At 57.5% G+C, this 25,520-nt stretch carries 18 protein-coding genes and 1 tRNA gene; 8 read left to right on the plus strand and 11 right to left on the minus strand.

What is annotated here, in order from left to right; all coding sequences use genetic code 11:
• A partial coding sequence (locus BGIM_RS0123230; protein WP_029630334.1) for a response regulator occupies positions 1-363 on the minus strand: 363 nt, incomplete at its 3' end.
• 1,517 nt (positions 364-1,880) lie between these two features.
• Here BGIM_RS0123230 and metH point away from each other — a divergent pair.
• The 3 genes from metH to BGIM_RS0123260 are packed head-to-tail and all read left to right on the plus strand — an operon-like array spanning position 1,881 to position 7,810.
• Positions 1,881-5,489 (plus strand): methionine synthase, encoded by a 3,609-nt coding sequence (metH, locus tag BGIM_RS0123250; protein WP_020472128.1) that lies wholly within the window; start codon positions 1,881-1,883, stop codon positions 5,487-5,489.
• 9 nt (positions 5,490-5,498) lie between these two features.
• Positions 5,499-6,740, plus strand: a complete 1,242-nt coding sequence (locus tag BGIM_RS0123255; protein ID WP_020472129.1) for a BaiN/RdsA family NAD(P)/FAD-dependent oxidoreductase — start codon at positions 5,499-5,501, stop codon at positions 6,738-6,740.
• 17 nt (positions 6,741-6,757) lie between these two features.
• A complete protein-coding gene (locus tag BGIM_RS0123260; RefSeq protein ID WP_202947292.1) occupies positions 6,758-7,810 on the plus strand; it encodes a methyltransferase in 1,053 nt (350 codons plus the stop codon).
• 31 nt (positions 7,811-7,841) lie between these two features.
• Here BGIM_RS0123260 and BGIM_RS0123265 read toward each other — a convergent pair whose 3' ends face one another.
• The 7 genes from BGIM_RS0123265 to BGIM_RS0123295 all read right to left on the minus strand — a co-directional run bounded on the left by BGIM_RS0123265 (position 7,842) and on the right by BGIM_RS0123295 (position 14,828).
• Positions 7,842-9,101: a PQQ-binding-like beta-propeller repeat protein gene (locus BGIM_RS0123265; RefSeq protein ID WP_020472131.1), complete on the minus strand. Its 1,260-nt coding sequence runs from the start codon at positions 9,099-9,101 to the stop codon at positions 7,842-7,844.
• 176 nt (positions 9,102-9,277) lie between these two features.
• The gene (locus tag BGIM_RS0123270) at positions 9,278-10,429 is read right to left on the minus strand and encodes a lactonase family protein (RefSeq protein WP_020472132.1); all 1,152 of its coding nucleotides are present in this window, start codon (positions 10,427-10,429) and stop codon (positions 9,278-9,280) included.
• A 186-nt stretch (positions 10,430-10,615) separates the two neighbouring features.
• On the minus strand, positions 10,616-11,224 hold the full coding sequence (locus BGIM_RS0123275) for an ATP-dependent Clp protease proteolytic subunit (protein WP_020472133.1): 609 nt from the start codon (positions 11,222-11,224) through the stop codon (positions 10,616-10,618).
• A gap of 72 nt (positions 11,225-11,296) precedes the next feature.
• The gene (locus BGIM_RS0123280) at positions 11,297-11,959 is read right to left on the minus strand and encodes a ClpP family protease (protein ID WP_020472134.1); all 663 of its coding nucleotides are present in this window, start codon (positions 11,957-11,959) and stop codon (positions 11,297-11,299) included.
• Between the two features lie 207 nt (positions 11,960-12,166).
• A complete protein-coding gene (tig, locus tag BGIM_RS0123285) occupies positions 12,167-13,648 on the minus strand; it encodes a trigger factor (RefSeq protein WP_020472135.1) in 1,482 nt (493 codons plus the stop codon).
• Positions 13,649-13,752: 104 nt separating this feature from the next.
• Positions 13,753-13,824: transfer RNA gene (locus BGIM_RS0123290), tRNA-Gly, on the minus strand.
• 281 nt (positions 13,825-14,105) lie between these two features.
• Positions 14,106-14,828, minus strand: coding sequence for a TIGR02996 domain-containing protein (locus tag BGIM_RS0123295; protein ID WP_020472136.1), 723 nt, complete (start codon positions 14,826-14,828; stop codon positions 14,106-14,108).
• Positions 14,829-14,947: 119 nt separating this feature from the next.
• Here BGIM_RS0123295 and BGIM_RS0123300 point away from each other — a divergent pair, with 119 nt between their 5' ends.
• Both BGIM_RS0123300 and BGIM_RS0123305 read left to right on the plus strand, forming a co-directional pair.
• Entirely contained in the window at positions 14,948-17,626 is a 2,679-nt protein-coding gene (locus tag BGIM_RS0123300) for a hypothetical protein (protein ID WP_029630337.1), read from the plus strand.
• A 79-nt stretch (positions 17,627-17,705) separates the two neighbouring features.
• The gene (locus BGIM_RS0123305; protein WP_020472138.1) at positions 17,706-19,970 is read left to right on the plus strand and encodes a glycoside hydrolase family 2 protein; all 2,265 of its coding nucleotides are present in this window, start codon (positions 17,706-17,708) and stop codon (positions 19,968-19,970) included.
• A 3-nt stretch (positions 19,971-19,973) separates the two neighbouring features.
• On the opposite strand, the gene BGIM_RS0123310 is transcribed toward BGIM_RS0123305, so the two are convergent.
• Both BGIM_RS0123310 and BGIM_RS0123320 read right to left on the minus strand, forming a co-directional pair.
• Positions 19,974-21,275, minus strand: coding sequence for an aminotransferase-like domain-containing protein (locus BGIM_RS0123310; RefSeq protein WP_020472139.1), 1,302 nt, complete (start codon positions 21,273-21,275; stop codon positions 19,974-19,976).
• A 272-nt stretch (positions 21,276-21,547) separates the two neighbouring features.
• Positions 21,548-22,783: a molybdopterin molybdotransferase MoeA gene (locus tag BGIM_RS0123320; protein ID WP_020472141.1), complete on the minus strand. Its 1,236-nt coding sequence runs from the start codon at positions 22,781-22,783 to the stop codon at positions 21,548-21,550.
• A gap of 306 nt (positions 22,784-23,089) precedes the next feature.
• Between BGIM_RS0123320 and BGIM_RS0123325 the strand changes: the two genes are divergently transcribed.
• Entirely contained in the window at positions 23,090-23,284 is a 195-nt protein-coding gene (locus BGIM_RS0123325) for a hypothetical protein (RefSeq protein WP_020472142.1), read from the plus strand.
• 408 nt (positions 23,285-23,692) lie between these two features.
• Here the strand turns inward: BGIM_RS0123325 and tsaB are convergent, their stop codons facing one another.
• A complete protein-coding gene (gene tsaB, locus BGIM_RS58110) occupies positions 23,693-24,382 on the minus strand; it encodes a tRNA (adenosine(37)-N6)-threonylcarbamoyltransferase complex dimerization subunit type 1 TsaB (RefSeq protein ID WP_020472144.1) in 690 nt (229 codons plus the stop codon).
• Between the two features lie 57 nt (positions 24,383-24,439).
• On the opposite strand from tsaB, the gene BGIM_RS0123340 reads away from it, so the two are divergent.
• Both BGIM_RS0123340 and BGIM_RS0123345 read left to right on the plus strand, forming a co-directional pair.
• Positions 24,440-25,054 (plus strand): hypothetical protein, encoded by a 615-nt coding sequence (locus BGIM_RS0123340; protein ID WP_020472145.1) that lies wholly within the window; start codon positions 24,440-24,442, stop codon positions 25,052-25,054.
• A complete protein-coding gene (locus tag BGIM_RS0123345; RefSeq protein WP_020472146.1) occupies positions 25,041-25,424 on the plus strand; it encodes a transcriptional regulator in 384 nt (127 codons plus the stop codon). The genes BGIM_RS0123340 and BGIM_RS0123345 overlap by 14 nt, the downstream gene beginning before the upstream one ends.
• Positions 25,425-25,520: the final 96 nt, after the last annotated feature.

Here is a 25,520-nt window from a genome sequence, read left to right on the forward strand (position 1 = left end):
TCTGGTGAGTCCAAGGATGTTGTTGATTGTTCGCAGAAGATCCTGATCCGCGCGGCGCTTGGGGACGTAGCTCACCGCTCCCTTTTGCAAAGCCTCGGCCGCGACATCCTCTGAACCGAAGTCGGTCATCAGGATGCTGGGAAGCATCGGATGCTCGCGGGTACAGGCTTCGATCAATTGAAGCCCGGTCATTCCCGGCATCATGAGATCGGTGAGGAGCAAGTCCGGCACGGACTGTCCGATTCGTTTCAGCGCGTCAGGGCCGTTTAAGACCAATTCGACGACGTAGCCTTCCTTTTCGATGAGCTTTTTGAAATGGAAGGCTTGGGTCGGGCTGTCCTCGGCAATCAGAATCAATGACATGGAAAATCTTCCCAAGGAACCGGCTGTGTCGCTTGAAAAACGACGGCCGTTCCGTCAGTTTCCGGATGTCGGGAGACGAGCAAACCGGGCGTCACAAGCGTCAAAGCCGTCACGCCCGAGGGGAAGGATACCATGTCGGGCGAGACGGGAACAGGATAACTTGTCACGTGTCCGAAAAATGGCTATGATTGGGTCACCCCTGCGGTGTTCGAGATTGGCACGAACATTTTGCGGCGAACCGATGTGAAACCCGATGGAGACCTTTCAAAATCCGATTGGTGCTGCAAGCCCACCGCCCCTTTTCGGAGGGAATCGTAGTGGTGATCCAAATATCCAGCCGGGAGGTTTCCACTTTAATTTCGGGTTCCCACAAAACGTTCCACACGGCACAGGCGGGGGTGTTTTTCATTTTGCTGTCTCATCTGTGCTTTACAGATGAGCCCGCCCGGCAAATTTGTCGGACGGCAGACAACATCCATCAGTAATGACGCGACTCCCCGAGTGAAAACGAAGGGATCGAGTCGTTTCTTCCTTTCTCCAAACTTGTTGTGAAAATTCACCCGTCCGGCGTGTGCCCCTGAAACAACTGCTTCAAATTTTTCGGCGAATTCAGGCGAGTTTTTCTCTTGGCGAAGATTTCATGTCCGGGGAAAATCTGAGAACGGAGATTGAAGGCGAAGGGATAGTGAAAACGCATCGGCATTCATTGATGCGTTTCGGCCGGGAGGCTGTCCGATGGAGGCGGAAATTAATCAACAAAATCACGTGTGAACACATGAAGATTAGTTGATGTGAAATTTCCGCAAAGCCGAAACTCCGTTAAAAACAAGGAGTTTGGCGGTTGTGCCGATGATTCCGAAAAAGTAAGGCTTGACAAGGCCGCAGGCCAATGTAACATCTCGCCATCGCTTGGTCGCCCTCCACCCATCGACGGGATTCAGAATGGCTCTTCGCAAGAACGACAACGGGACCGCCCTTCCCGAAAGCCCTGCTTGCCGCTTCGCCATGACCACGATTGGTTTGGCATTCGCCGAACCGGAACACCGACACCGCGACTCGGAATCTCCAACGCGGTAATCTCTCTACCCCGATCAACGAAAATCGTTGATTTCAATCCATCGTCGTTCGAAAACGAACGGCCACGAAACGCCTCGCCGCGAAGCCGTGCCATGTTTCCATGCGGAAACATGAGGCCGGTTCCGGCGACCATGAGACCGCTGGCTCAGGTCATCCGGGGCATGGATGTCCCCAGGTATTCGCCACAGAAGCGCGTGGGTCGGGGAGCCTTTGCTCCCTCCGCGACCTGAGACCAGTTGGAAATGAGGCAATCGGGGGGCGCATGACGTGCCTTTCGCCTCGTAAGGCCCCTCCCGGGACAAGGATTCGTCCGAAGGGAGGGGCCGCTTTTTCTCTTTCGTTTCACACGCATTGAATGGGTTCGTCCACTGGATGACGAACCCTCGCCCTCTTATCCTCTCCTATACTTCTAGATTGCCCCCTTGCGGAAGCGATGACCCATGCCGGCTGATTTCCTGAGCCTGCTCGACGAACGAGTTCTGATCCTTGACGGCGGCATGGGCACGAGCCTCCACCGCTACAAGCCGACCGACAAGGACTGGGGGTACGCCCCGAACGGCAAATCCCTCCTCAACCTTTCGGATGCCCTCGTCTATACCCACCCGGAGTGGATCAAGGACATTCACCGCGGTTTCTTTGCCGCCGGATGCGATGGCATCGAAACAAACACCTTCAATGCCACCCAACTGGTTCTCGATGAATTCGGGATGGGCGACAAGCTGGAGGAGATCAACCGGCTGAATATTCGTCTGGCTCGGGAAGCCGCCGACGAGTTCGCCACGCCGGATCGCCCCCGGTTCGTCATCGGTTCGGTCGGCCCCGGCACTAAAATGCCCTCGCTCACCGATCCGGCCATTTATGCGAACTTCGACACTCTTGCGGAAGCGTATCGTCGTCAATTGCAGATCATGATCGAAGAGCGGGTCGATGCTATCCTGATCGAAACCTGTTTTGATGTGTTGCAAGCCAAGTGTGTGGCCATCACCGCCATTGAAGAAATGAAGCGGGCCGGGGTGCGTTTGCCGCTGATGGTTCAACTGACCATCATTGACGCGAACAAGAAGATGCTGCCGGGGACCGACATCCCGGCGGCTCTCGTCGCCCTCGAACCGATCAGCGAGATTGATATTCTCGGCATGAACTGCGGCGTCGGCCCGGACTTGATGAACGACGATGTTCGTCACCTGAGCCGCCACAGCAGCAAACGCTTCAGTGTGTTGCCAAACGCCGGGTTGCCGGAAACTCGCGGAGATGAAACATACTTCCCGCTTGACCCGGCCGGGCTGGCCGACTGGCTGGCCCGCTTTGTCAATGAGTACGGGGCCAGCATCATCGGCGGGTGTTGCGGAACAACGCACGAACATCTTGCCGCCGTGGTCAAAAAATTGCACGGCACTCGCCCCGCCGCCCGGAAGGTGACTTATCTTCCGGCTGTTTGCAGTCTCCAATCTGCCCAAGAGTTGATTGTCGATCAACGTCCGCTGTTGGTTGGCGAGCGAACCAACACCAACGGATCACGAAAGTTCAAGCAACTGCTGGAGAAGGACGACTGGCACGGGCTGGTTGAAATGGCCCGTGAACAAGAACGCGAAGGCGTTCACGTTCTAGATGTGTGCGTCGATTATGTCGGCCGCGACGGCGTGCGGGACATGAAAGAGGTCATCAAGCGTTACAACGAGGTGCTGACCAAGCCGCTGATGCTCGACAGCACGGAAGTGCCGGTGATCGAGGCGGCGCTCAAGCTCTGTTCCGGCAAGACGATCATCAACAGCATCAACTTGGAAGACGGCCGGAAGACGCTCGATCCCAAGACGATTCTCGCCAAAAAATACGGGGCCGCCTTGGTGGCCCTGACGATCGACGAAAAGGGGCAGGCCGACACGGTTGAATGGAAGTTTGAAGTCGCCAAACGCATTTACGACATTGTGGTGCATGAATACGGCATTCCCCCCACGGACTTGATGTTCGACCCGCTGGTGTTCCCGGTGACCACAGGGCAGGAACAAACACGCAAATCGGCCATCGCCACGTTTGAAGCGATCCGAAGAATCAAAACGGAACTGCCTGGCGCGCTGACCCACGTTGGCCTGTCAAATTGTTCGTTCGGCTTGTCGCCGTACACTCGGCAGGTGTTGAACTCGGTCTATCTGCACTACGCGCTCGAATATGGGCTGGACTCTGCGATTCTGCACGCGGCCAAAATCATGCCGCTGGCCAATATCGATCCGGTCGGCATGGAGTTGTGCCGCCGTCTCTTGTTTGACGAGCGGAAGTTCGACGCCGAGGGGAATTGCGTCGAAGATCCCCTGCAAATGTTGATCGAACATTATGCGGACAAAAAGACCGAATCGAAAAAGGGGCAATCGCTCGGCGAGACCGTGGAGGAACGCCTCAAGGAAGCCATTATCCAAGGTCGGCGAGAAACATTGATCGCCGACCTCGACACCGCCCGACAGCAATATTCCCCGATCGATATCATCAACCGGATTCTGCTGGATGGCATGAAGGTCGTTGGCGAACTGTTCGGCAGCGGCAAGATGCAGCTTCCCTTCGTGCTGCAATCAGCCGAGGTGATGAAGGCGGCGGTCGCTTATCTCGAAAAATTCATGGAGAAGGTCGAGGGGGCCGAGAAGGGGAAAATTGTTCTCGCCACCGTGAAGGGCGACGTTCACGACATTGGCAAGAATCTCGTGGACATCATCCTCACCAACAACGGTTACAAGGTCTTCAACCTCGGCATCAAGCAATCCGTGGATGCGATGATTGCCGAGTTCCAAAAGTCCAACGCGGACGCCATTGGCATGTCCGGCCTCTTGGTGAAGTCGACGGTCATCATGAAAGAAGACCTCGTCACCATGAACGAACGGGGGCTGAACCCGGCGGTGATTCTCGGCGGGGCGGCCCTCAATCGCAAGTACGTCGAGCAGGATTTGCGGGCTATTTACAAAGGCCAGCTTTTCTACGGCGAAGACGCTTTCGACGGCCTGCGCATCATGGACCAGTTGGTGGCCAAGAAAAAACTCGCCACGGTTGGCAGCGCCGCTTTGAAGGGCGTGGCCGAGGCCAGTCGGCGAAACGACGGCCGGACCGTGCCCAAGGCTGCCACACTCGACACGATCGACGCGGTCAGCCATCATTTGGTTTGCCCCGGATGTTGTCCGGCCCATGATCTGGCGGCCACCATCCGCACCCGCCGGTCGCCGTCGTTGCCGCCGGCCCCCGATATGCCGGAACCGCCGTTTCTCGGCAGTCGCATCCGCAAGAATTTCGATGTTCAGGAAATCTTCCGGTTTCTCAACGAAACGACCTTGTTCAGCACCCAATGGCAGTTCGTCAAAGGGGGCGTGAACCCGACCGAGTATCGCCATCAAATCGAGAACACCGCCCGCCCGGCGCTGGACCGGCTCAAGGCGATGTGCCTTGCGGAAAACGTGATGCAGCCCGCCGTGACCTACGGATTTTTCCCGGCCGCGAGCGAGGGGAACACGCTGACGATTTACGAAGACGACCGCAAGACGCCGAAGCAGTCGTTCGATTTTCCGCGTCAGGACTTTGCCGAGTTTCTTTGCCTGAGCGACTATGTCGAACCGGCTCGCGATGGTTTGGCGGTCGATTACGTCGGCTTCATGGCCGTCACCGCCGGACACGAAGTGAGCAGGCGTTGCAAGGAACTGTACGACAGCGGCAAATATCAGGACTATTTGTTCTTGCACGGGCTGGGCGTGGAAACGGCCGAGGCGCTGGCCGAATACTTCCATCAGCAGATGCGGATGGAATGGGGCATTGGCGATTCGGACTCCAAAGAAGTGCGAAAGCTCTTCAAGGGGCACTATCGCGGTCGCCGGTATGCCTTCGGTTATCCGGCTTGCCCGAATCTGGAAGACCAGACCGGGCTGTTCAACCTCATTGAACCGCAGCGGGTGGGCATTACGCTGACCGAACAGTTCTTGTTGGAACCGGAACAATCGACAACGGCGATTGTATTCCATCACCCGCAGGCGAAATACTTCAACGTGAAGTCCGGACAGCCACAGTTGGAAGTCGTCTGACCGTCAATCATGGAAAACCTAGCGCCGCCGGATTGGGACGTGGTCGTGATCGGCGGCGGCGCGGCCGGGCTGATGGCCGCCATCCACGCCGCCGAGCGGGGCCGGCGGGTCTTGTTGCTTGAAAAGAACCGCAAGCCCGGCGTGAAAATCCTGATGTCCGGCGGCACTCGCTGCAACATCACCCACTCTTGCGATAACCGGGGAATCGTCGCCGCCTACGGCAAACCCGGCAAATTTTTGCACTCCGCGCTTGCGGCGTTTTCCGTTCAACAAACGATTCAATTATTCGAGGCCGAGGGGGTCGCCACCAAGGTCGAGGACACGGGGAAAATCTTCCCTGTCAGCAATAAAGCCCTTGATGTGCTGGAGGCCTTGCTCTCCCGGCTTCGTCGCAGCGGGGCCACGCTGGCCTTGGAGGAACCGGTCAACGAACTTGATCGCGCCGACGCTGGCTTGCGAATCGTCACTCCCAAACGGACAATCAACACTTCGCATGTGATTCTGACCACCGGCGGCCAGTCATTCCCCGGTTGCGGCACGCGCGGGGATGGTTATCGTTTTGCGGCCAAATTGGGTCACGCCATTGTCGCCCTGAAACCCTCGCTCGTGCCGATCACCATTGATGTACCTTGGGTCAATGAACTTCGGGGTGTCACCCTCGAAGATGTCGGCATGAAGGTTTTGGAAAAAGACAAAACCCTCTCGGCGAAACGCGGCGGTTTCCTCTTCGCCCATTTCGGCCTCACCGGCCCGGCGCCGTTGAATATCAGCAAAGCCATCAGCCTGCACGCAGACCCGAAGAGTCTCGAACTCGAGTTGGATTTCCTCCCCGGCCGCATCGATGCCGAGGTTGATGATTTTCTGAAAAACGAATCGCTGAACTCCGGGAAGAAACAACTCGCCAGCGTGCTGAGTGAGCAACTCCCCCGCCGGCTGGCCGACACGATTCTAACGCTTACAAAACAGCCGCTTGACCGAAAAGCCAGCGGGCTGGCCAAGGCCGACCGCCTTCAATTAGTGACCGCTATCAAACATCTTCGCATCCCTGTCCGCGGCACGCTCGGCTTCGAGAAAGCCGAAGTGACGGCCGGCGGTGTGTCGCTGGACGAGGTTGATTCCCGCACGATGCAGAGCAAGATTGTGCCGGGATTGTTCCTCGCCGGGGAGGTGCTGGACTTGGACGGCCCCATCGGCGGCTTCAATTTTCAGGCAGCGTGGAGCACCGGCTGGCTGGCCGGGCGAAGCGTGTGACCCCTTTCAAGGATTCCATGATGCCTCTCTCAGCGCTGACGAAACCGACGACCGATCCGACGCTAATCTTCGAGCATTTCCGCAATGGCTACGGGACGGAACTTCTCACGGTCGCCTGCACGGATTTCGACATCTTCGGCAAGCTGGCGAAGGGGCCGAAAACCTTCACGGAGTTGAGCGGGGAAACCGGCCTGGCGAATCGAGCGGCGAATGTGCTGTTCACGGCGTTGCGGTCGATGAAACTCATCGAAATTGATTCCGTCGGCAAATACACCCTCACGCCGGAGGCCCGCGAACATTTGGTTCCGGAAGAATATTTCGAGGTGGGCGGCTATGTCGGTTTGGTGGCTGAAGCTCCGCAAGTGCGGGCGATGGCCGAGCGGTTGAAGACCAACAAACCGGCCGAGAACCGCAAGGAAGACACGGGGGCCGCGTTCATCTTCCGGCCCGGCCTCGAATCGGCGATGGATCAAAGCGACTCGGCCCGCCGACTCACGATGGCCCTCGCCGGTCGGGCCAAAAATGTCGCCCCCTATCTCGCGGAAGCCGTTGATCTTTCGGGGGCGAAGACACTTCTCGACATCGGCGGCGGCACCGGCATCTATGCGATTGCCTTCCTCCAAAAGAATCCGCACCTGAAGGCCATCGTGTGGGATCGGGCCGAGGTGCTGAAAGTGGCCGGAGAAATGGCCGTCAGCTACGGCGTCGCCAATCGGCTGGAACTCGTGCCGGGGGACATGTTCACCGATCCGGTTCCGTCGGCGGATGTGATGTTGCTCTCGAACATCCTCCACGATTGGGACGAACCTGAATGCCTGCGATTGCTGAAACGCTGTGCTGATGATCTTCTCGATGGCGGCCGCTTGTTGGTTCACGACGTATTCTTGGACGACGATTTGGGCGGCCCGTTTCCCATCGCCATGTATTCGGCGGCTTTGTTCACCCTCACGGAAGGGCGGGCATATGCCGCGGAAGAATACCGCAAATGGTTGATGACCGTCGGTCTGAAGCCGACGGCAAAGATCACACCGACAATGGTGCATTGCGGTGTTCTAGAAGCAGTTCGCTGAAGAAGTAAGCAAAGAAAAGTCTTTTCTTTGCTTACTTCTTCTCGGCCAGACAATACAAGTGCTTGCTTCCTCGCAGGAAAATCTGTCCTTCCGAGAATGCCGGGGAGGCAAAGACCGTTTCCCCGATTTTGTTCTTCTCGATCAGATCAAATTTCTCCGATCCGTTCACCACGAACATCACGCCGTCGTCGTCCGCATAAAAGATCTTTCCCTCGGCCGCGACGGGTGAAGCACTGTGGTGCTTGCCGAGACGTTCAAACCATTGGAGCTTGCCGGTCAGGGCGTCCCGGCAGGTGGCCCGGCCGTCGTCGTGAACGAGGAAAATGTTGTCCCCCGAGGCGACCGGTGACGGGACATAGCCCGCCCCCTTTTCCTCGTGCCAGGCAACGTGCGTCTTGGTGATGTTTCCCTCGCCATCCGGTTTGATGCCCATGACGTGATAAGTCGGGAAACCGGCGGTCAGGAAGAACAATCCTTTGTGATAGATCATACTGGCCACAAATTGTTCGGTTGGCCCGTTGATGATCCAATATTGTTTGCCGGTGTCCGGGTCATAACTCGCCACAGTCAGGCAACCTGTCATCACCATTTGAGTTTTGCCGCCCGCTTCGGCGATTAGCGGCGGACAATAAGAACGGATGCGGTTCGGCCGGTCGATCCGCCATTTTTCCTCGCCGGTCTTCCCGTCGAAAGCCACCACATAGGCGGGCTTCTTTTTGCCGAAGGCGTCTTGGTCGCAATTCACGATCACCAGATTCTTGTAAAGGATCGGCGGGCTGCAAAAGCCGTGTTGCGATTGGAACTCTCCCGGTGACTTCCTCCAGACTTCGTTTCCCTTGAAATCGTAGGCCGCAACGACGACGTTCGGATTCTCGAAAAACGTGACGAACACATGTGTGCCGTCCGTCGCCGGGGTCGAACTGGCGAAACTGTTCAACTTGTGAATTTGTTCCTTGGGGGCCGAGAGCACCGTCTTTTGCCAGAGGATTTTGCCGTCCTTGCGATCAATGCAAATCAACAAACGGTCCTGCGGTTTCTTCGGATCACTGTCTTCCAGGCAGGTCGTGAGGAACACGCGGTCGTTCCACACGATGGGCGACGAATGCCCTTTGCCGGGAATCTCGCACTTCCAAGCCACGTTCGTGTTCGACGTGGCATCCCACTTGGTGGGGAAGCCCTTGTCGTGAGAGGTTCCATCTCCGCGAGGGCCGCGCCACATCGGCCAGTTCTCGGCAGCGGATAGCGATGTGAAGAAGAGAATGGCGGCCAGCGGAATCAAGAATCGGGACATGAGAGAACTCGGAAGGTAGGATTTTTGAAGAGAAGAGTTTCACGCCAAGTGCGCCAAGAGGCCAAGTGCGCCAAGGGTCGGTGAAATGAATTTATGTCCTTGTATCTCAAAGGACTTCATTTGATTCCTTCGACCCTTGGCGCACTTTACGTGAAGCTCTTCTCCTTATAAAGCGGTCACAGTTTTGGGACGAATTTGATGCACACGGGGGAGCCAACTTCAGCCTTTTGGTCGGTCGGCGAGAGTTTGCCGGTTTCAGGATCGATCTTGAAGACGATCACGCTATGGCCGTCTTGGTTGGCGACGAGCATCCATTGGCCGCTCGGGTCGATGTTAAAGTTTCGGGGAACCTTGATCCCTTCGCCTTGATGGCCGAGGGCTTTCAATTCGCCGGTGTCCTGATTGACCGCGAACATGGCGATGCTGTTATGGCCGCGATTGGAAACGTAAACGAACTTGCCGCTCGGATGCACGACCGTTTCGGCGGTGGAGTTCCCTTTCGTCGGTTCCGGCAGCGTGGAGAGGGAGTTCAATTTCTTGAAGGTTCCATGCTCGGCGTCGTAGGTCAGGGCCGTCACGCTGGAACTCAGTTCGTTGTTCACATAGGCGAACGGCTTCGACGGGTGGAAGGCGAAGTGCCGGGGGCCGTCGCCGCTTTCGAGGGCGACGCCGGCCGGGTCGTTCAAAGCGATCTTTCCGTGGGCGGCGTCGAATTTGTACACGAGCACCTTGTCGAGGCCAAGATCGGCGACGATGGCGAATTTGTTGGCCTTGTCCAAATTGATCGAGTGGGCGTGCGGCTCGGATTGCCGGGACTTGACCGTGCTGGAACCCTTGTGCTGCACGAACGAGGTGGCTTCCCCGAGCTTGCCGCCTTCGCCCAATGGCAACACGGCCACGCTGCCGCCGCCGTAATTGGCGAGCAGCACGTTCTTGGCTTCCTTGTCTACGACAATGTGGCACGGCCCGTCGCCGACGGAACTTCCGACGTTGACGGCTTTCAATTCACCTGTCTTGGGATCAAGCGTGAACGAACCGACGCCGCCCCCCTTCTGACCTTTGATGCCCTCTTCGCAAACGCAAAACAAATGCGTCAGCTTGGGATGCACCGCCAGGAACGACGGGCTGCCGATCTCGGCCGCCACCTCGGCCTTGCCGAGTTTGCCGGTCGCCGTGTCGAACTCGATGCGGTAAATCCCCTTGCTCATTTTTCCGGTATATGTGCCGATGAAGGCCCAATACTTCGTCGGAACGGGGGGAGAGTCCGCGTTCAGGTTGGTGATGCCGAACAACAGCCCGAGGAGGGCCGCAAAGGGAGAAAATCGCATGGTGGGAAATCACGGGGTAGGGGGCGATTGATCCACAGTTTACCCGTGACATTCGGCATTGTCACGCAGAAAGCAGGCAGTTCCGGGGTTGTTTCAAGGGAAGTTGATCGATGAGATGCTTGAAAACAAAACAACCCCGTTGAGTAAAGCTCAACGGGGTTGTGGATCAACAAGTGATCGAACGATTTAGCGTGCGTTCACGATGGTCGGGTTCGGGATGTGGTCGATCACATGATCCACCAGTCCATAGGAAGCCGCCTCGGTGGCCGAGAGGAAGTTGTCCCGGTCGGTGTCCTTTTCGACCACTTCAATCGGTTTGCCGGTGCATTCGGCGAGGATGCCATTCAGATGTTTTTTCATCCGAATGTATTCCTTCGCGTGAATCTGGAACTCGGTCGAGGTTCCCCGCAGACCGGCGAGCGGTTGGTGAATCATGATGCGGGCGTTCGGCAGGGCGAAACGCTTGCCTTTGGTGCCGGCGGTCAGGAGCAACGAGCCCATGCTGGCGGCTTGGCCGATGCAATAGGTGGCCACGTCGCAGGTCACATACTTCATCGTGTCAAAAATCGCCATCCCGGCCGTGACGGAGCCGCCGGGGCTGTTGATGTAAAAGTGGATGTCGGCCTTCGGGTCAACCAGTTGAAGGTAGAACATCTGGGCCACGAGCGAGGCCGAACTGTCGTCGTCCACCTGGCCCTGAAGGAAGATAATGCGGTCTTGAAGCAACCGGCTGTAAACGTCGAACAGCGGCGGTTGGTTGCCTTCCCGCGAGATAACGGTCGGTATGGAAGCCATGTATGGTTCTCCACGGGGGCGGTGGCGATCAGGCCCCGCCCGCCCGGTTGGAAGGTGTGGTGTTGGAACTCGTTACTTCTTGGCCGCTTCGGCTTGTTTGGTCAGCACTTCGTCCACGAGGCCGAATTCCTTGGCGTCATACGGGCCAAAGTAACGGTCACGCTCGGTTTCCCGGTTGATCGTTTCAATCGGCTGGCCGGTGTGCTTGGCGAGGATTTCGTCGAGCCGGCCCCGGTCCTTCAGCATTTCGCGGGCTTCGATTTCCAAGTCGGACACCTGACCGTAACCCACCTGGCCCCAAGGCTGGTGAATCATGATCTTGGAGTTCGGCAGGGCGAAGCGCTTGCCCTTGGTTCCGGCGGCCAGAATCAAGGCGGCCCCGCTGGCGGCGATGCCCATGCAATAAGTGGCGATCGGGCATTCGAGGAATTGCATCGTGTCGTAAATCGCCAGCGTGGACGTGACCGACCCGCCGGGGCAGTTCACGTACATGTGGATTTCCTGCGTGCGGTTTTCGTATTGCAGGAACAGGAGTTTTTGAATTGTGAGATTGGCGAGGTAGTCGTTGATCTCCGGGTTGCCGCCCGTTTCACGGGAGCTGCCCAGGAAGATGATCCGGTTTTCCATCAGCAAATCGTCGGTGGACATCTGCCGCATCCGCGTATAGTCGCGGTAGCGTTGCGCCTGCGGAACATTGGCGAGCGGACCCATCGACGGCGGATACGCGAAACTCATGGCATCTGCCTTTCGGGAATTGAAACCAGTACTCTGGTCGAGTTATTGAACATCCTATGCATTCGGGCAACCGGCAATTTGCCGGCAGCCATGAGCTTTGAGCCGTGAGCTTTGAGCAAAACCAAGACAAAAGCGGCTTGCGGCCTGTCTTGGTTTTGCTCAAAGCTCACGGCTCAAAGCTCATGGCCATTTCTTTAGAGTCGCCAATCAGCTTTGAGGTTCACCCTCGGTGATGGCGGCCGGCTCGGCCTTCGGCTGGACCAGTTCGCCGGGGACGGCTTGGGCTTCCATGCTGGCCACGTCGTCTTCCAATTCGCCGGTCGTCAGCGGCACTTCTTCGTATTCGGCATGGGCCAGCACCACATCAAGGGCCTTGCGTTCCAGCAGATCGGTGGCCAGGGCTTCGATCAACTCGTCCCGTTCCATCTGGGCCTTGACCTTGCGGAAGCTCTCGCCGTTCTGCATGGCGATCCGGCCGATTTCGCGGTCGATGTCGCCGTCTTCGATTTCGATCTTCTCGACTTCGGCAATCTTCTGAAGAACAAAGTGTTCCATCAGGGCGGCGGCCGTGCTTTGCATCACGTTCTGCCGGAGGACGGCCATCCGGGCTTCGATCTGCTGATCGTTCATGCCACCGGACCGCATTTCCATCACCCGGCGTTGCAGGGTGCGGGTGGCCTGGCTGATGAGCAAATCCCGCGGCAGGTCGAACTTCACGTTCGTGAGAACGGCGTTCAACACTTGCGTGCGGGCCGACTGCCGCTGACGATATTCCAAGTTCCGCTCGAGGGCCGCGGCGATCATTTCCGTCATCTGATCATCATTACGGACACCGAAAGCCTCGTACATCGCCTGAGTCATCTCGGGGAGAACAACCGTTTTGATCCCCTTGATCGAGAAAGTGGCCTTGAGCGTCTTGCCGCGAAGATTCTGGTCGGCGACGGTTTCGCCGAGCTTCAGATCGAAGTCCCGTGATTCGCCGGCCTTGGCCCCGATGAGCTTGTTGCCGAAGTCCGCGATCACGGAGTCGGCGAGGGCCAGTTTTGTTTCGACGCGGATGGTCGTCTCATCGACTGAGTTGATTTCTTTGTCGCCGTCGTAGGTCTTGAGGCTGGTGACGATCAAATCGTTCAGTTCGACGGTCGAACCTTCCGGCTTGTCCTTGAGTTCGCCGAAGTTTTCCAAATACCGCTGCTTTTCGGCGGTGATTTCTTTTTCCGTGAACGTGTGAACCGGCTTTTTGAGCTTCATGCCCTTGTATTCGGGCAGATCGAATTCCGGCCGGACTTCCACGTCGAATTCGTAGACGAACGGGCCTTCTTCCGGCAACACCAGTTGCTCGGGGTTCAGGTTCGGCGGAGCCAAGGGGGCCAAATTGCTGTCTTCGGCGAGTTGCTGGAGGCTGGCCATCAGCACTTCGCGGCGAACTTCTTCCTGCACGGCTGACTTGAACTTGCGTTCGACAATCTTCCGGGGAGCCTTGCCCGGCCGAAAGCCGGGGAGTTGGGCGCCGCCACCTTTGTAAAGGTCGTCGTATTTTTCCTTGAACCGGCCGTCGATCACTTCCCGGCCGACAGTGATCTTGACGTGCTTTTTGCACGGACCCGCGTCGGTGATTTCCACTTGTTGGGGGAGTTTCCCGGCGTCCGCGAGGGAGGGGTCAATCGTTGCGGTGATGTCTTCGGCCATGACGTTTGAACTCGCCAAGAAAGAAAAAGAGCCGGGAAGAAAAAGGACCGCGGAAGCACCGCTGGGTTCCTGGTCTTCTCGGCTCACGAACGGTCAGAATCAAGAGCGGGCGATGGGATTTGAACCCACGACAACCACGTTGGCAACGTGGCACTCTACCACTGAGTTACGCCCGCATTTTGGTAAGGAACAACATTATGCAAAGAAGGCGGGGGCATCAAGTAGGTTCGCAAAAAACTTTCTCACGAAGCGGAACAGGAACATATCACGCGGTGCCAAAAATGAGCCGAGCGGCGTAAGCCGTCGGGTGTTGTGTTATCGACAGACAAGACACGGGAGCCTTCATCGCTGGCTCGAAGAAACGGCGTTCACTGAGGCGAATGAATGCGGTGCCCGGCAGCACATTGTCGCTGTTGCGGGGTTTCGCGTCGTCATTGAATGTTCGTTACGCTGAAGCTCAGTTGGCTGGCAGGTCAGGCAGACCGACGAACTGACGGCCGTAGTTCACGCACCCAATTGAGATGTCTTCAATGAAATCTTCGCTCGTTTCATACTCTCGCGTAAAAAGTCCTTTGGGACCATCGCTATATTCGGTCATCAACCCTGTGCCAGCAACGAGCAAGTCGTAAAAAACTTCATCTAATCTATGTAACACGGAGGAGCCGTAGAATTTTCGCCATTTGAGGTCCAAACAACCATGTTTGTGGACTTCAACTTTTGCGGAGTCCTCGCGGCATTTTCGAGCTTCGACGTCTGTCAATCGGACTCGTTCGACGGGACTTTGAGCAAAGATTTTTTTGGCCTGCTCCAAGAAAACTTGGCCGGAGACGCATAACTCGGACAAAAATCCCCGTTCAATGATCAGTTCTGTCGCAAAGTCGCCTTCTTCATCCTTGGGTCTTCGCATTGAGAGCTTGACTGGGCAGCCATCTTTGCGAATAACCCGGCAGAAGGCTTTTTCCGGCCACCAAACCCCAAACCATTTTAGCATCTGTGGAATACGCATCTGTCGCCAAGCGGGATCGCCAGTGATTTGTTGTCGGATGAACTTGGCCCGATCGTCGTCGCCCGCCTCCTCGATCCAATCAGCAATAATGAGGCGGGGAGCGTCATCCGCTGGGTTGTGCAGCACGGTTTCCAACAACGCGAGGTATTCGGGATGGGATTGGTAATTTTCCATGATGGCATTTTATCCAACGCCCCCGTGTGACTGCCTTCAGTCGTCGTGATAGGATGGCCGAACCCCCGCCAGCGTGTCCCGCTCCGTGGGTTATCACCCGCAGACCGTCCGGCGGCCCCATGTCCCGAGATGATGACGAAATCCGATGCCCGATGGCCGTGTGTCTCGGCCTTGGCCGTACGGCCGAGCGGCCCGAGTGCTGGATTCTCGACAACCGCCCGTTGGAAACGCTCGACGACTTTGTCCGGACGCACCACGATACGCTGGTGGAACGTCTCGAATTCGCGTTTCTTGAACTGGCGGGATCGTTCCGGGTGATTCTTCGGAGTTGCCAGTCAGCGGACGGGCCGCCCACCCTGCCATTTCACACCGGCCGATATGTCTCCCTTCTTCGATTGCCAAATGTCTTTGTGCCGTGCGATAGCCGGTTGACTCCGCTGCTTCGCCGCGATTTTTTGCGAGATTGGCTGGTTCGGAAGCACGAGTTCACCTGGCTGGAACCGGATGGCCCGCGACGGTTTCATGTCCATCGTGCGGCGAGGGAGGCGTTTCGCCCTCTGACGGAATGGGTGACATACGTGTGTCCTAAACCCAACTTTCATAAGCAGATGGAGCTTTCAGGGTCGCTTTTTCAGAACGAAGTTTTCGCCGTTCGGTCGGAACCGAAAGAATCGCCGACACTCTCGACGAAAAAACGGCCCGGTCGTGAAGACAACTCCGTTTATGTCGAGCCGCCGAAGAACATGCCGGCGGTGGTCAAGGGCGTCGCGCCGCCGAAGGAAAATGTCCTTCCCCCGCTGGAGGTTCCTCCGGAGACGGAGATTCCTGCCCCGGAGCAGGTCGTCGCCCATTTGCGATTGTTGGAGAACCGGTTCCGAAACTCGACGCTGCCGTTGGATTCGGCTTACCGCCAAGAATGGTGGGCCGGCCTCGCCCGGCAAAATCGGCTGGCCCAATTGGACGAAGAAGCCGACCGTTGTTGGTCGTTTGCCGTGTGGGAAGAGGAGGCGAAGGGCATTTGGATGCCGTCGTGGGCGCACAATCATTCCGCCATCCGCAAGCAAACCTTGTTGGCGATTTGCCACCGGAAAGAACCGACGGCCGATGACTTGCGGACGCTGGCCGTCGCGCTGATTCACGCCGCCTCCCGGCCAAAACCGGCTTTTCCACCGGATGTGATTCCAGCGATTGCGACAACGCTGGAGGAGCACGATGTTCGGATGCCCGTCCGGCTCGCCTGGCTGGCTTGGGAATCCCTGTCGAAACTGGCGGGAAATGACGTGCTTGCCCTTTCGCGGGCACGAGATCGCGTCTTGCGGGATTTGATGGAATACGGCCTTCGCAAAGACCGGGATTTTCCCCTGTTTCTTCAAAGCAAAAACGGCCGCAAAGACCCCGCCGAAGAATCCGATTCACATCTGTTTTTGCGGCTTCGGGAAAAAGCATGGTCTTGGTGTTCGCAAAGCCAGATGAACGAACTGGCGTCCGTCTTTCGCACATGGGTGGACCTGACGTTTGCCTCCGCGCTGGCCCGCTTCGGCGACACTGGAGTGGCCCGGACGATCCTTGACGACTCGACCAAACGCTGGGAAGCCAAGGTGGCATCTTTGGCAACACCGGCCCAAGAGTGGCTGTTTCAGGCATATCAGGAACGTGTCCGGCAGGCATGTCGCGGGGAGAATGCCCAAACGCCGTTGCCCCCGGCCTTGCGCCGCGAACTCGGAAGCCTGGCCAAATCCGAGCGGGAGTCGGCCGAGCGTTATCTGCAATTCTCGCGGATTCTCGAACCGTTCGAGCGGATCGACCCTTACCGCAACTCCCGGCCTGTCGGCGACCATCTCCAAGCGACGCTGAACGAAATCAGTTCGCTCACCCCGACGGCCAACAAGAAACGCCGGGCCGAGAACTATGCGGAGGAATTGGAAACCCGCTTCCGGGAGTTGTTCAAGATTTCCCACTCGCCCCGGCAAGTGCTGCGAATTCTCATGGTGGCCATGCCGCTGGCGACGCGAATTGGCGAATCATTTGCCTTGGAATGCCATTCGTTGCTGGAGAAAACACTTCCCCGTGCCGACCGGCCGATGGATGTTCAAGAGATCGCCAAACGGGTCGAATTGATCGAAACGGCGGCGGTGACCGTGGCCCATTTCGGCCGCACAAATTTGATTGCCGGTCTTCTGGAAGAATTGCGAAAAATGATTCGGACCCAAAAGGGGGAACTCGGGGCGTTGTTTGCCCGCGCCACCGGCGGGGGCAGCTATCGGTTCATGGCCCGCGTGGGATTGCAAGAACAGGCCAAAGAACTCCTGGACGAAACCGCCACGGCTTGCATGAGCGATCAAACCATTGCCGAGGTGATGAGCCGACCCGCGCTGAACCGGGGGGTCTTTGTGCCCGCGTTTGCCAAACTCGCGGCCGGTTGGTTCTACTTCGGCCAGACGGAGCAGGCCAAAGAGGTGATTCAAGTGGTCCGCGAAGAACTGTTCAACGGCCAGATGATGCACGAAAGCCGGACGGCGTTGGCCGCTTCTTACGCCTTCGCCTTGGGTTTGGCTCCGCGTCAATTGGCAATTGCGCATTACGAGGAACTCTTTTCCAATCTGGAACTCACCCGTATTTCGTTTGACAGCATGGCGGTTCAGCGATTGACGGTCATCGAAGCGGTGGTGCTGAGTCTCTCATCCGATGATTTTTCTTCGGACGAACAAACTCGCCGATGGATGGATGAGGATGAATTTCTGGTGCGCCGGCGCATCCACCGAGATGTTGAGGTTGCCCGGAAACTCGCGGGTTTGTGATTCGGCCCGGTTTTGACTAAAAATCACCAGACGCATGTTGCGTGACATCTCTGCCTCTTCTCTCCAAGGGATCTCTCCCATGAATCTCCGATGGATCATCCTCGGCCTGACCGCCCTGATCGGCGCTCCGCTGACGGCGGCCGACTGGAAACCCGCTCCGGGGCCGTTGCTCACCAAATGGGGCAAGGAACTCAAGCCCGACGGCGTGTGGAAGGAATATCCCCGCCCGCAACTGAGCCGTTCCCAATGGCAAAATCTGAACGGGTTGTGGGATTACGCGATCACCCCGAAGGATGCCAAAAAGCCGGAAAAGTGGGATGGCCAAATTCTGGTGCCGTTTTGCGTGGAGTCGTCGCTCAGCGGCGTCGGCAAAACCGTGGGAGATGAGAAAGCTCTGTGGTATCACCGGACGTTCAAGCCTGTGGCCGCCAAGGGAACCCGGACCATCCTTAATTTCGGGGCGGTTGACTGGCAAGCCACCATCTATCTGAACGACAAGACCTTCATCCATGAAGGGGGCTTCGATCCCTTCTCATTCGACATCACCGAGGCGATCCAAGGCGGCGGGGACCAAGAACTGGTCATCCGCGTGTGGGACCCCACTGAGAAAGGGAGCCAACCGGTCGGCAAGCAACTCGGCAATCCGCACGGCATCTGGTACACCCCGGTCACCGGCATCTGGCAAACCGTCTGGCTGGAGCAAGTTCCCGAAAGTTATCTCACCCGTGTGCAATCACTGGCCGACATCGACGCCGGAACGGTGACACTCACGTTTGCTGGCACAGGTCTGAAAGAATCGGACATTGTTCAAGTGTCCGTGATGGATGCCTCCAAGGAAGTCACCAAAGCGAGCGGCCCTGTCGGCAAGCCGTTGGTCATCAAGATTCCCGATGCGAAACGCTGGACCCCGGACAAGCCGGTTGTTTACGACGTGCGTGCGGCTCTCGTTCGCGATGGCAAGTCGCTGGATCAGGCGGGCAGTTACTTCACCATGCGGAAAATCTCCGTCGGGAAGGATGCCAAAGGCGTCAACCGGCTGATGTTGAACAATGAACCGGTGTTCCAATACGGCCCGCTCGATCAGGGCTGGTGGCCAGATGGCCTCTACACCCCGCCGAGCAGCGAGGCGATGATTTATGACCTCAAAGTTCTGAAAAACCTCGGCATGAATATGCTGCGGAAGCACATCAAAGTCGAACCGGCGACTTATTACGAAGCCTGTGACCGGTTGGGCTTTCTCGTCTGGCAGGACATGCCGAGTTGTATCAACCGGACGAAGAAACATTTCATCGCCCCGGATGCCAAGACGGACGCTGTGTTTGATGCCCCCGAACAGGCACTCTACCTCAAAGAATTAAAGGCGATGATCGATCATTTGTCATTCTTTTCCTGCATCGTCGTGTGGGTTCCCTTCAACGAAGGCTGGGGGCAGCACGACACCAACGACGTCCTGAAATGGACGACCGATTACGACAAAACCCGGCTGGTGGACGGCCCGAGCGGCTGGACGGATCGCGGCTTCGGGCACATGAAAGACTTGCACCAATACCCCGGCCCCGGCATGTTCCCGGTAATGAGCGACCGGGTGAGCGTCCTCGGCGAGTTTGGCGGCCTCGGGCTACCCATCAAAGATCACTTATGGAAAAACTCGGATAACTGGGGCTACCAGACGTTCAAAACGACCGAGGAACTTCGGCAAAACTATCATCGCCTCATGGTTCAGCTTCTTCCGCTGATTGATCGCGGCCTCTCGGCGGCCGTCTACACGCAAACGACGGACGTGGAAGTCGAAGTCAACGGATTGATGACCTATGACCGGGCCATTATCAAGGTGGATGAAAAAGAAACCGCCAAATGGCATAAGCGGCTCTTCTCCGGGAAAGCTCCCATTCGCACGGTATTGGAAACGTCCGAAACGAAGCCGCAAACGTGGAATTACACGCTGGCCAAGCCGGGCGACGATTGGATGAAACCCGAATTTGCGGCCGAAGGCTGGAAGACCGGCCCCGGCGGCTTCGGGACAAAGATGACCCCCAACACGTTCGTCGGCACCGAGTGGAACACCACCAACATTTGGATTCGCCGGGAATTTGAGATCAAGGATCTTCCGGCCGGAGAATTGTTCTTCCGTGTTCATCACGACGAAGACACCGAGATCTTTATCAACGGCGTCTCGGCGGCTTCGCTGAAGGGATTTTCGGTTGATTACGGCTTGGTCCCGGTGGGCGAGGCCGGGCGCAAGGCTCTGAAAACGAGCAAGAACGTGATCGCCGTGAGTTGCAAACAAACTACCGGCGGCCAATACATCGACGTAGGCCTGATTGAGCTATTGGAAGGCAAATAGCGATCAGACGCCCACCGGTTGCCGGCTGGCTTTCATCACCGCGTCGGCGGCGTGTCGCAGGCGTTTGACCCCTTCGCGGATCATCGCCAGCGACGCATCGCCGTAACTCAACCGGGCTTCGCTGCGAGGCTTTTCCCCTGTCTCGGAGACGTAGCCAAATTCGCCCGGAATGTACAACACTCCTTCTTTGATGGCCGCTTTCAAGAACGGGCTGTTCGGCGATGTGGCGATCTCCTCGGGCATCGTGAACCAGACGAACATGCCGCCGCGAGGGTGGGTCCAGCTCACGCCGGGGAGGTCGCCGAAATGCTCTTCCAAGGCCGAGAGCATCGTGTTGCGCTTCTCGCGGTACACTTTGCGAAGCTCCAGCACATGGGCCGCATACGCTCCGGTTTCCAGTAAGCGATTCAACACATGCTGCGAAAGGTTGTTTGACCCGAAGTCGTGGTTTCCCTTGAGCCGGACCATCGGCTCAACGAGTTCCGTGGGCATCACCGCATAGCCGGTCTTCAGGCCGGGGGCGCAGGGCTTGGAGAACGTCCCCGCGTAGATCACATGCCGATTGTGAGGGTCGAAGCTCTTGAGGCTCGGAAGTTCGTCCCCCTCATAGCGCAATTCCCGGTAGGCGGCATCTTCGAGAACCAAGATGCGTTGCTTGCTCGCCCAACGGGTGATGACTTCCATCAACTCTTCCCGCCGTTTCGCGGAAAGCGTCAGCCCCGTGGGGTTCTGGAAGTAATCGACCGTATACAGCAGTTTCACCCGATGCAATTCGCCATCGCGTTCGATTCGCTGGAGCAAAGTCTCCAGTTCGGTGACGATTAACCCGTCTTCGTCCATCGGCACCGTCATCACGCGGGTGCCGTTCCCGGCCAAAACGCTGTGATAAACGAAATAAGACGGCGACTCGGTGATGACGATGTCCCCGGCGTCGATCATCAGTTCGCTCAGCATGTAGAGCAACTGTTGTGACCCGGTGGTGACGAGGACATCGCGGGGAGTGACACCCAAATCGCCCGGTGTCAGGCCGTCGAGGCTGGCGACATGGTTGACAATCTTTTGAAGCAGCGGCAAATAGCCCTGCGTGGTCCCGTATTGCAAAGCGGCTTTGGCCGTCGTCGGATCGGCGAGAATGTCGGCGATGGCCTTGGCAATCGGACCGGCAGGCAGGGAGGGGGCGTCGACCAACCCGGCCGCGAGGCTGACGAGGTGCGGGTTCTGAAGCGCCTGCTCCATGAAGTAGCTGATCGGCGATTCCGGCGTATGTTTCGCCTTGCGGGAGAACTCAAGCGGTTTGACTGACATTGGGGCCGTCCCTGTAAAAAGAAAAAGCCCCGGAGTTTTACTCCGGGGCCGATCAGTTTGTGCGTTGATCGAAACCCGGAGTTATTCGAGAGCGACGACGGCAGCGATGGCAACGGCAGCACAGCCCGCGCTAGCAGCGGCTGCGAAAACCGAGATCGTGACGAAGTTGCGCATGAACCTTCCAAGTTTGGATTTGAAAAATTTAGCACGTCCCGATTGGCCGGACAAGTGGAATGCGGGATTTTCTCGTTCAATCACACAAGTGTCATCCGTCATTCATAAAGCCGGGCAATCACCTGACATCCTGCTTCATGCCCGGTTGAATCCTCTTCCACGATGACAAATCCCTCGGCCATCACCGTGCTGCTCAGGTTGGCGGCCCCGGAAAGCGGCAACGGGGTTGCCTCGTTGGTGTCGAAGTTAATCCGCAGGCGGACATAATCGACCCGGCCGGCTTTTGAAGAGATGGGGTCCCGCAAGATCACTGGAAGTGGAGCATAAGGCAGGCTCAAGGATCTCATCGCCATCCGTCGCAACGCCCGACGGGCCAGCAAATCGTAGCCGAACAGGCACGCCACCGGATTGCCGGGGAGCAGGAACACCATCCGCTGATCTTCCAGCATTCCGAAGCCCGTCGGCATCCCCGGTTTCATGTCGATCCCGTGAATGATATCTCTTGTCAGCGATTGAAGGACGCGGGGGGCGTGATCGTCGATTCCCACGGAGGTTCCACCGTTCACCAGCAAGAGATCCCAACCCGTCGAACCCATTTCGGCCCGGATCATCTCGGGATTGTCCGGCAATTGTTTGGCTTCCAATACGGTGCCGCCATCTCGCTCGATCAAGGCCCGCAGCATCACAGAGTTGCTATCGGTGATGTGCCATTCCGTTGGCGGTGTTCCCGGCGGCAACAGTTCTTCGCCGGTGGTCAGAATCTTCACGTGAGGCTTGCGGATCACCGTCACTTCGGAGATGCCCAGCGAAGAGAGCAAGCCGATATCCTGCGGCCGAAGAATCCGATGCTTTTCCAAAACCTTTTGGCCCGTCCGAACATCTTCGCCGGGCAGGGCGATGTGTTTGCCCTTCCGGATCGGTTCGAGCAACTCCACCGATTCGGAGGTTGAGCGACAATTCTCCACGGGGACAACAGCATCAACCCCGACGGGTACGGGAGACCCGGTCATGATGCGAACGGCTTGGCCGGGTTGGAGGCTTCCCCGATATGGCCGGCCCGGCTTGGCTTCACCAACGATTTGGTGGATGGTCGTTGATTCACTCGCCATCACGGCGAATCCGTCCATTGCTGATCGCCGGAAGTTCGGAACATTGACCGGGGCAATGATCTCCCCGGCCAGCACCCGATTGGCCGCCGATGACAAGCCGATGGTTTCCGTCCCGATGTCTCCCCTTTGGCGGTCAATTGTTTCGATGGCCTCGCTCACGGGCGTTAATTTCCCGAACCCCCGCATGCGGATGTCGTCAATAGGTGGTCGGCCGTCATTGTTCATCAGGAAAATCCTCCGAGACCGTCAGAGGCCGCAGGGTTGGCAAAATCACCACGATCATCACTCCCAATCGTTATAACCGGATCAGCTTGCCCGAATTATGCGGGATCGAACGAATTGTCAGGCTGTGATGATTGATTGGTGAGAATCGGGGAGATACGGTTGTGACAGGACGCAAGTTGACTGGCTAATGATGTTCGTACTCGGAAAGGATTTCCGGCTGATTTGCCCCGAAAAGGGAACAATCCGGGGCATGTGACTTCACTGAGGTGAAGACCAAAAGAATTACCAACTTAAGAGAGACACCCTATGTTTCGCAACCGAATTCTCATGGCCGGTTTGATTGGCCTGATGATGCTCCCGCTGATGGGCTGCCGTCACAAGTGCTGCGGCGGCAGTTCTTCCTACCGCCCGGCTTCCTACTATCCCCCGGCACCGTCGCCATCGTGCAATAGCTGCGGGTCGACCAGCAATGCCCCGCCGGTGATTCTCCCGCCCGGCTAAATTAGCCAGTCGGTCGTTGTCTGCCTTACTGCCACAGTCAAGCCAGTTTGCCCGGTTTGCCAATTCTGCGTCACACCACGCAAAATTGGCAAACCGGGGCGACTTTGGTTTGCTTCCGGCGAGATTCAAGGCATAGTTCTTCCAAGCGATTACGCCACTTTCAGGGATGACCTTCAGGATTCGCCTACCAAGGGACGATCCTAAATGGTATTACCCGAACCCAAGCGACGATCTGGGGAGAACCGTATGATCCGACGGACCATCGATGGCTTGGTTGATTGTTCTTGGGAACTTTTTTGCGAAGCGGTCATTCGTTATTCGCCCACATCTGAGCAAGATTCAATTACGTTTTTGCAAAAAACCGCCGACCTCTTTGGCCTGCCCGCCTTGGCTCCTGTTCGCGTAAAATCAAACCGCTAAACCTTCCTTGCGTTTTTTCTCCTCGGCTGAACTGCCACGCAGATAATACGGCTCCGCTGTCCACATATCCATGTTGACCGCCCAAGGGAATTGTCGGGCGACGTTTAGCAGGGAACCGATTTGGAGAGTTTGAAACTCTTCTCCAGCCAATTTTGGCAGATTGTCTTTCAACAAGCGGATACCCGGCCCGGTGACGATTGTTTCCGGGGTTAAGTGTTGCCGCCATTCATCCAGTCGGCGAATTTCCAGATCACCAACAGGGTTCAATCCCCGCGAGTCCGTCTCGTAGGAGCGGCAATAAACCTCGCCCTGAAGGGCGTCGGCAATCACCGTGACTTTCGGGAAGCAAACTTGGCTGGCATAAGCGGCGAAGGTTTCCACGCCGACAAATGCGCAACCCGTCGCATAAGCCAGCATTTTCGCGGAGGCGACGCCGACCCGAAGGGCGGTGTAGCTGCCCGGCCCTAGGCCGACGACCACGGCCGTGAGAGTCTTGGCGGGCCAGCCGTGCCGGGTCAGCAACTCCTGACAAATTGCCGCGAGGTCGCTCGCCCGACGCCGTTCGCGGTCGAGGTGCCCCGTGGCCACGAGAGTTTCGCCAGAAGACAGGGCCACTTGCCCCACGTTCCCGGATGTTTCCAAAATCAGCACACGATCCCAGTCCGGCGCGTTCGGCATCGACAAGTTCCCCCGTTGGTCTTACACTTTGTGTTATAAAGCCCATGCGGGACGACGATGGAACTTCACGAGGCGATTTCCAGCCTTTCAGTGATTCGGCGGCAACTGGTCGAAACGGAAACCTTTCGGGGTTACCGGGCCTTGCCGGTTGCCTGCTCGTCGGCCCTGGCGTTGGTGGCCGGGTTTTTGCAGCCATTATTGGTGGGCAATCCGGTCCCGGATGTGGCGGCGTATGTGTTATTCTGGTCGGTGGTCGCGGCCGTCAGCATTGGCCTGACGGGGCTGACGATGACCCTGCGGGATAATCTCATCGGAACTTCCCGGACGCGGGCGGTCACCTGGCTGGCAATCACGCAGTTTGCCCCATGCCTCGGGTCGGCGGCTTTGGCCACGCTGGTGATTGTGCGGTATGCCCCGGAAGTTTCCTGGCTGCTGCCGGGACTATGGCAGATATTTTTCAGCCAAGGAGTGTTTGCCGCGTGCCGGTTGTTGCCTCGGTTGACGGTGTCGGTCGGGCTTTTTTACCTTGGCACCGGATTGCTCGCGCTGGGGCTGGCTCGCGGGGAGTGGGCGTTTCATCCGTGGGCGATGGCGATTCCTTTTGGTGTCGGTCAATTGATTGCGGCCGCTGTGTTGTACTGGACTGTGGAGCGCACCCATGCCCGTTCCTGACGACGATATTTCGGGGCGATTCGCCTACGAAGGATTGGATCGGCTCATTCACGAGAAGGCCCGGTTGGGGATTCTCACCTCCCTGATTCGCGAATCCTCGGCCGGACTCACATTCAACGAACTCAAGGACCGGTGCGCCCTAACGGACGGCAACCTGAGCCGACATTTGAACCTGCTGGAAGAGGGGGGCTTGGTCCGCATCGAAAAGGGAAACCGGAACAACCGGCCCCTGACGACGGTGCATCTCACCGATGCCGGCCGGACGCGGTTCCATGAATACCTCAACATCCTCGAAGCTGTTCTGAAAGACGCCCTCCCGGCGGACTCGGCCGTCCCCTCGCCGGCCACCCGGCCGGCCTTTTCAAGTTGAAGCCAGTTCGCCTCGCGCAAAACATTTCAAAATCTTCCCGAGACGCAGTTCCGCCCCGGTTCGCGTATAAAACCTTTCCGGCGGATTGGCCGGCAA

It is taken from the genome of Zavarzinella formosa DSM 19928 (genome assembly GCF_000255705.1).
GTDB classification, from domain to species: Bacteria; Planctomycetota; Planctomycetia; order Gemmatales; family Gemmataceae; genus Zavarzinella; species Zavarzinella formosa.

Excerpts from the sequence above, each read along its gene's own strand:
- tsaB (WP_020472144.1), bottom strand. The coding sequence starts at position 24,382 with ATGCCGAACGCGCCGGACTGGGATCGTGTGCTGATTTTGGAAACATCC.
- BGIM_RS0123340 (WP_020472145.1), top strand. The coding sequence starts at position 24,440 with ATGGAACTTCACGAGGCGATTTCCAGCCTTTCAGTGATTCGGCGGCAA.
- BGIM_RS0123255 (WP_020472129.1), top strand. The coding sequence starts at position 5,499 with ATGGAAAACCTAGCGCCGCCGGATTGGGACGTGGTCGTGATCGGCGGC.
- BGIM_RS0123275 (WP_020472133.1), bottom strand. The coding sequence starts at position 11,224 with ATGGCTTCCATACCGACCGTTATCTCGCGGGAAGGCAACCAACCGCCG.
- BGIM_RS0123345 (WP_020472146.1), top strand. The coding sequence starts at position 25,041 with ATGCCCGTTCCTGACGACGATATTTCGGGGCGATTCGCCTACGAAGGA.
- BGIM_RS0123280 (WP_020472134.1), bottom strand. The coding sequence starts at position 11,959 with ATGAGTTTCGCGTATCCGCCGTCGATGGGTCCGCTCGCCAATGTTCCG.
- BGIM_RS0123265 (WP_020472131.1), bottom strand. The coding sequence starts at position 9,101 with ATGTCCCGATTCTTGATTCCGCTGGCCGCCATTCTCTTCTTCACATCG.
- BGIM_RS0123295 (WP_020472136.1), bottom strand. The coding sequence starts at position 14,828 with ATGGAAAATTACCAATCCCATCCCGAATACCTCGCGTTGTTGGAAACC.
- BGIM_RS0123305 (WP_020472138.1), top strand. The coding sequence starts at position 17,706 with ATGAATCTCCGATGGATCATCCTCGGCCTGACCGCCCTGATCGGCGCT.
- BGIM_RS0123270 (WP_020472132.1), bottom strand. The coding sequence starts at position 10,429 with ATGCGATTTTCTCCCTTTGCGGCCCTCCTCGGGCTGTTGTTCGGCATC.
- metH (WP_020472128.1), top strand. The coding sequence starts at position 1,881 with ATGCCGGCTGATTTCCTGAGCCTGCTCGACGAACGAGTTCTGATCCTT.
- BGIM_RS0123325 (WP_020472142.1), top strand. The coding sequence starts at position 23,090 with ATGTTTCGCAACCGAATTCTCATGGCCGGTTTGATTGGCCTGATGATG.
- BGIM_RS0123260 (WP_202947292.1), top strand. The coding sequence starts at position 6,758 with ATGATGCCTCTCTCAGCGCTGACGAAACCGACGACCGATCCGACGCTA.
- BGIM_RS0123300 (WP_029630337.1), top strand. The coding sequence starts at position 14,948 with ATGTCCCGAGATGATGACGAAATCCGATGCCCGATGGCCGTGTGTCTC.
- tig (WP_020472135.1), bottom strand. The coding sequence starts at position 13,648 with ATGGCCGAAGACATCACCGCAACGATTGACCCCTCCCTCGCGGACGCC.
- BGIM_RS0123320 (WP_020472141.1), bottom strand. The coding sequence starts at position 22,783 with ATGAACAATGACGGCCGACCACCTATTGACGACATCCGCATGCGGGGG.
- BGIM_RS0123310 (WP_020472139.1), bottom strand. The coding sequence starts at position 21,275 with ATGTCAGTCAAACCGCTTGAGTTCTCCCGCAAGGCGAAACATACGCCG.